The organism is Micromonospora sp. KC721, assembly GCF_004348355.1.
Classification (GTDB): domain Bacteria; phylum Actinomycetota; class Actinomycetes; order Mycobacteriales; family Micromonosporaceae; genus Micromonospora.
In genome coordinates, this window is the sequence record NZ_SMJY01000287.1 from 1 (window position 1) to 5,479 (window position 5,479).

Genomic DNA, 5,479 nt, shown 5'->3' on the forward strand with positions numbered 1-5,479 from the left:
GGCCGCAGCCACACCCCCTCGACCCGACCGTCCCGCCGGTGTGGCCCGACCGGGCCGAGCCTCGTCCAGTCGTACACCTGGCGGCCGTACCGGATGCCGCTCGCGGTGAGCGCCAGCCGGCCGGTGAACCGGGCCGCCTGGTAGCAGATCCACCCGACCCCGGCGGTGGCCCCGACCAGGAGCACCGGCCGGACGAACCGGGTCGAGGGTGGTCCCCCGGACAGCGCGTTGAGCCCTCCGGCCGCGAACACGCCGACCACCACGACGCTTCCCGCCACCTCGACCCAACCGGCGACGGAGCGTCGCGCCACCAGCCCGGGCTCCACCGCGTCCCGACCCGCCACCCGCACCCGCCACACCAGGCGACCGTCGCGGTGCGGCCACCACCGCCGCGCCAGCACGTGCGCGCCGAACAGCAGCCCGAGCAGGAGCCAGACAGGAACGTCGAGGTTCAGTTTGTCGGCGGACGGCAGCCGGGACAGGCCCAGTAGCACCGGCCCCGCCACCGCCGCGGCGACCAGCAGCGCGAGCACGCGCCGCCCCCACAGCCCGTCCCGCGTCGCCGGCATCCGCACGCCCGCAGCATAGGCCCCACTCACCAGCGTGACCTGGAGGGATGTGGGCGGTCGGGTCAGGAAAGGCGAGTGAGGCCCGCCGCCGCGCGTTCGACGATCAGGCACCGGTCCTCGACGTAGTCCATGCCGGCCGCCTCCGCGATCCGTCGCGCCTCGGCCGAGACGATGCCCAGCTGCAACCAGACCGCCGGTGCGCCGATCGCCGCCGCCTCACGGACCACCTGCACCGCGTCGCGCGCCGGCCGGAACACGTCCACCAGGTCGACCGGGTGCGGGATGTCGGCCAGGGACGGGTACGCCCGCTCGCCGAAGAGTTCGTCCACCGTCGGGTTGACCGGGATGATGCGCCAGCCGTACCGCTGCATCTGCGCCGGCACGCGGTGCGCTGCCTTGCCCGGGTCGCGGGACGCGCCCACGACGGCGATCACGGCCGAGTCGGCGAGGATCTGCTGAGCGCTGCGCATCCGCCGACTCTAACCCCACCGCCCACCGGACAGCTCGCTACAACAGCAACAGCTGCTCGGCGGCGGCCGGTGGGGTCGGCGTACGCGACGGCCCGGCCGGCTGCGGCGGCCGGTGGTCGTCGCCGCGCTCGGCCCGGTGCAGCCCGTGCCGGCGGGCCGCCATCCGCACCCGCGCGGTCAGCTCCCGCTGGTACGCCTGCGGCGCGTACGCGCCCGCCCGGTACAGCTCACGGTAGCGGGGGACCAGCCGGGGGTGGGCCCGGGTGAGCCAGTGGGCGTACCACTCGCGGGCGCCGGGGCGCAGGTGCAACACCAGCGGGGTGACGCTGGTCGCCCCGGCGGCGGCGATCGCCGCCACGGTCGCCTCGATCGACTCGTCGGTGTCGCCGAGACCGGGCAGGATCGGCGCCATCAGCACCCCGACCGGGAACCCGGCGTCGCTCAGCGCCCGCACCGCGTCCAGCCGTCGCCGAGGGCTCGGCGTGCCCGGTTCGACCGACCGCCACAACGCCTCGTCGACGAACCCCACCGAGAAGGAGAGGCTCACCCGGGTCACCTCGGCGGCCTGCCGCAGCAGTGGCAGATCCCGCAGGATCAGGGTGCCCTTGGTGAGGATGGAGAACGGGTTCGCGAAGTCGCGCAGCGCCTCGATGATCGACGGCATGAGCTGGTAACGCCCCTCGGCCCGCTGGTAGCAGTCCACGTTGGTGCCCATCGCGACCGGCGCGCCCCGCCAGCGCGGCGCGGCCAACTCGCGACGGACCAACTCCCCGGCGTTGACCTTGACGATCACCTTGCGGTCGAAGTCCGCACCGGCGTCGAGATCCAGGTAGGTGTGAGTGTTTCTCGCGAAGCAGTACACACATGCATGGCTGCATCCCCGATAGGGATTGATGGTCCACTCGAACGGGACGCGGGACGTGCCCGGCACCCGGTTGATGATCGACTTGGCTCGCACCTCGTAGAAGGTCATCCCGGCGAAGCCCGGGGTGTCGAAGGTGCGGGCGACCGCGCCGGGCAGCGCCAGCGGCAGGGGTGGAGCCGCTGGCGCTGCCCGCTCGGGATGCCCCTCATCCGGGGGAGCGGAGAGGTTTTTCCAGCGCATGACCATCATTCGAACATGCGTACGAGAGATGTGCAAGTGAACCGCCGGACACCGACTCCCGCGCCCCGCCGTGCCGGGTGGAGGATGGAGGCATGGAGAGGTCGACCTTCGTCTACGACGGGGACTGCGCGTTCTGCACCCGGTGCGCCGAGTTCATCGAGCGGCGCATCCCGACCGGTGCCCGGGTGGTGCCCTGGCAGTTCGCCGACCTCGACGCACTGGGCCTGACCGAGGCCGAGTGTGAGGAGGCGGTGCAGTGGGTCGGTGCCGACGGCTCCCGCGCCGCCGGTCCGGACGCCATCGCCCGGCTGCTCGGCGACAGTGGCCGGGTCTGGCGGTTGGCCGGTGCCGGCCTGCGCCTTTCTCCGGTACGCCGCGCCGCCTGGCCCGCGTACCGCTGGGTGGCGCGCAACCGACACCGGCTGCCCGGCGGCACCGCCGCCTGCGCCGTGCCATCAGCCCGCCGGGACTGACCGCAACCAGCCCGGGGAAACCCCGCCGGACCGATGCGCGGCGTCAGCCGGCGAGACCGGCGCAGCGGACGGTGTCCAGCGGCAGACGCAGGTCGGTGGTGATTTCCGCCACCGACCACGGCCGCCGGCACCGCAGAGTCACGACGTGGTCCGTTCCGGCCAGGCGGCCGCGGTCGACGCGCTCACCCGCTCGGCCACCAGGGTCCGCAGCAGGGCCAGCAGCTCCGCCCGGTTGGCGCAGTGCAGCCGGGAACGCATCCGGGCGACGTGGTGCTCCACGGTTTTCGCGGAGATGAACAACCGGTCGCCGATCTCGCGATAGGTCAGTCCGGCCAGCACCAGCTCGGCCACCTCGTGCTCCCGCTCGCTGAGCTGGTGGCGGGGTGTCGCGTCGACCGGGGGTTCGGCGGCCACCGCGGGCTCCTCCGCCGTCGACCGCGGCCCGCCCCTCGTCCCGCCGGGCCGCCCCTGAAACATCCGGGCCGAGTCCAGCAGGGCGCTCATCGCCCGCCGGTCGGAGGTGCGGATGGCGGCCTGCCCGGCGAGCCGGGCCGCGTCCCAGCGCAGCCCGGCGTCGTACAGGCCACGGGCGGCGGTCTCCACCCGGACCGGGTCGACCGTGCCGCGCAGCACCTCCAGCCAGCTCACTGCCGCGCTGGCGACCACCGCTGCGTACCGGCTGTGGTCGGCGGCGGCGACCAGGGCGGCGACGTGGTCGTCCGCCGTGGCGGGCCGATCGGCGAGGATCGCCGCGTGCAGCCCGCACCAGTGCAGCGGGGCGCTCCACAGGGCCGGGCCGTCGAGGTCGTCCAGCAGCCGCCGGGCCTGCTGCAGGTGCGGTTCCAGCCGGTCGAGGTCGCCCAGCCGGGCCGCCGCGATGGCCAACTCCCCGAGCGGCAGCAGCGTGAACAGGTCGACCGGGTGCCGGAGTACGGCCTCCAGCGCGTGGCCCCAGCCGCGCTGGAGCTCCCCGAGGTCGCTGTTGCGCCGGGCGACGCCCATCCGCAGCCCAGTGGCGAAGAGCAGGTCGCGGGACTCCAGCGGCGCACCCTCGGCGGTCATCGCCGTCACCGCCTCGGCAGCGGCACCCGTGTTGCCGCGCAGCATCAGGATCCAGGCCCGCAGCAGCCGGTGCCGCCGGGCCAGCAGAGGTCCACCGGTCCGGCTGGCGGTGGCCCGGTCGAGCACCCGCTCGGCGATGTCCAGTTCGGCGCAGTGCACGGCGGTCAGCGCGGCGAGTGCGGCGGGGCTGTCCGGCAGCAGGACCGTCCGCCCGTCCGGTTCCAGCAGGGCCGCGGCCTGCATCAGCGCGGAGAGCGCGGCGGTGGGGCTACCGTCGATGCTTTCGCGTACCCCCTCGGCCATCAGTCGGGCCGCGCCGGCCAGCAACGTGGGGGGCGCGGCGGCCGTGGACCCGCCCGTGCCGGGCGGATCGTCGCGCTGCCCGGTGGCGAGCGCGCCGATGGTGGCGAACGCCGAGGCCGGGGCGGTGCCGGACCAGCGGTACAGCTCGACGCTGCGGGCCACCTGCCCGCGGTGCGCGAGGGCCGTCGCGGCGACCGTGGCGGCCTCGACCCTGTCGGCCGGCGCAGCGGTGGCGAGCAGCCGGTCCGCCAGCCGCAGGGCGGTGTCCAGGTCGCCGGCGAGCGCCGCGGCGGTGGCCTGCCGCCCGTCGGCGCCACCACCGGCGGCGGTGGCGGTGGCGAACAGCTCGGTGGCCAGGGCGGGCTCCTCCGCCAGGGCTTCCTCGGCCGCCGCCCGCAGCGCCGGAGCGGGACAGTCGCCGAGGGTGCCGGTGGCGTGGGAGGAACGGATCAGTGGCAGCACCGCGCCGCCGCGGGCCAGCCGCAGGTCGATCAGCCGACGCCAGACCGCCGTCCGGTCCGCTGGTGGGCTGAGCGTGAGCACCGCGTGCCGGACCAGGGGGGTGATCCGGTGCTCGGCGGTGAGCAGGCCGGCTGCCCGGGTCGTGCCGACCAGGTCGGCCACCGCCTCCGGCGTCTGGTCGAGCAGCGCCGCGAGCAGGTCCACCGGCAGGGGTACGCCGCCGGCGAGGGCCAGCAGCAGCCGGCGTGCGGCGGGCGGTAGCCGGTCGAGGTCCGGTCCGAACTCGAGCACGGCCGGCTGTGGCGGCTCGGTCGGCGGCTGCCGCGTCCCGCGCAGGGCTCGGGCCAGCCGGTCCACGTCCCGGGGTACTCCGGCGCTCTGCCCGTGCACGAAGTCGGCGAGCCCGGACCGGAGACCTGGTTCCGTGCCCGCGCCGAGCCGGGCGGCGGTCTGGTCGGCGGTGAGCGGGGTGAGCAGCACCGGCTCCCCGTGCCGGCGCAGCGTGTCGGCCAGTTCCGTGAGCGCGGCCCGTCGGGGCCAGGGCCGGTACGCGACGACGAGCCGGTGCCGGTCGGTCTCCGCGAGCCGGCGCAGCGTGGCGAGCCGGGCGTCGTCGAGCAGGTGGGCGTCGTCGACGATGAGTACCGCGTCGGGGTGGGCCGGCGGCTCGTCGTCGACCGTGGTCACGACCGTCTGGCCAGCCTGCCGGTGCAGCCGGGTCAACTCCGCCAGCAGGGCGGTCTTGCCGTGCCCGCCGACCCCGGTGACGCCGAGGACGAGCGGTGCGGCCGGGTCGGCGGCGATCCGGTCGAGCAGGGTCCGCTGTTCCCGACGGAGCAGGAGGGGACGCTCGGTGCCGGCAGTCATGGTCATCGCGTGCTTCCTTCGCGTCCCCGGCGGCGGTTGAGCGTCCGGCGGGACGGTTGCGGTAGTTCCAGCGGGACGACCCGGACCGGCGGCCGTGGCGGTGGTCCCTCGCCGAGGTCGACAACCGGGTCCGGCGGCGGGGCGACCGGCGCGGCGGAGGGCGGGGAG

5 protein-coding genes are annotated in these 5,479 nt (G+C 75.5%); 1 reads left to right on the top strand and 4 read right to left on the bottom strand.

All coding sequences use genetic code 11. The features are described from left to right. From E1182_RS28805 to E1182_RS28815, 3 genes are all read right to left on the bottom strand, one after another. The coding region (locus E1182_RS28805) for a hypothetical protein (RefSeq protein ID WP_132270880.1) at nucleotides 1-575 on the bottom strand (575 nt) is incomplete at its 3' end. A gap of 56 nt (nucleotides 576-631) precedes the next feature. Then, a complete protein-coding gene (locus E1182_RS28810) occupies nucleotides 632-1,039 on the bottom strand; it encodes a CoA-binding protein (protein ID WP_132270881.1) in 408 nt (135 codons plus the stop codon). 37 nt (nucleotides 1,040-1,076) lie between these two features. Next, entirely contained in the window at nucleotides 1,077-2,144 is a 1,068-nt protein-coding gene (locus E1182_RS28815; RefSeq protein ID WP_132270882.1) for an Rv2578c family radical SAM protein, read from the bottom strand. Between the two features lie 92 nt (nucleotides 2,145-2,236). On the opposite strand from E1182_RS28815, the gene E1182_RS28820 reads away from it, so the two are divergent. Continuing rightward, nucleotides 2,237-2,617 carry a thiol-disulfide oxidoreductase DCC family protein gene (locus tag E1182_RS28820; RefSeq protein WP_132270883.1) on the top strand — a complete coding sequence of 127 codons (381 nt, stop codon included), beginning with the start codon at nucleotides 2,237-2,239 and terminating at the stop codon, nucleotides 2,615-2,617. A gap of 138 nt (nucleotides 2,618-2,755) precedes the next feature. Here the strand turns inward: E1182_RS28820 and E1182_RS28825 are convergent, their stop codons facing one another. Beyond that, nucleotides 2,756-5,317, bottom strand: coding sequence for a LuxR C-terminal-related transcriptional regulator (locus E1182_RS28825; RefSeq protein ID WP_207921559.1), 2,562 nt, complete (start codon nucleotides 5,315-5,317; stop codon nucleotides 2,756-2,758). Nucleotides 5,318-5,479 lie beyond the last annotated feature (162 nt).

Coding starts and splice junctions, on each gene's coding strand:
- E1182_RS28815 (WP_132270882.1), bottom strand. CDS start 2,144: ATGCGCTGGAAAAACCTCTCCGCTCCCCCGGATGAGGGGCATCCCGAG.
- E1182_RS28820 (WP_132270883.1), top strand. CDS start 2,237: ATGGAGAGGTCGACCTTCGTCTACGACGGGGACTGCGCGTTCTGCACC.
- E1182_RS28810 (WP_132270881.1), bottom strand. CDS start 1,039: ATGCGCAGCGCTCAGCAGATCCTCGCCGACTCGGCCGTGATCGCCGTC.
- E1182_RS28825 (WP_207921559.1), bottom strand. CDS start 5,317: ATGACCATGACTGCCGGCACCGAGCGTCCCCTCCTGCTCCGTCGGGAA.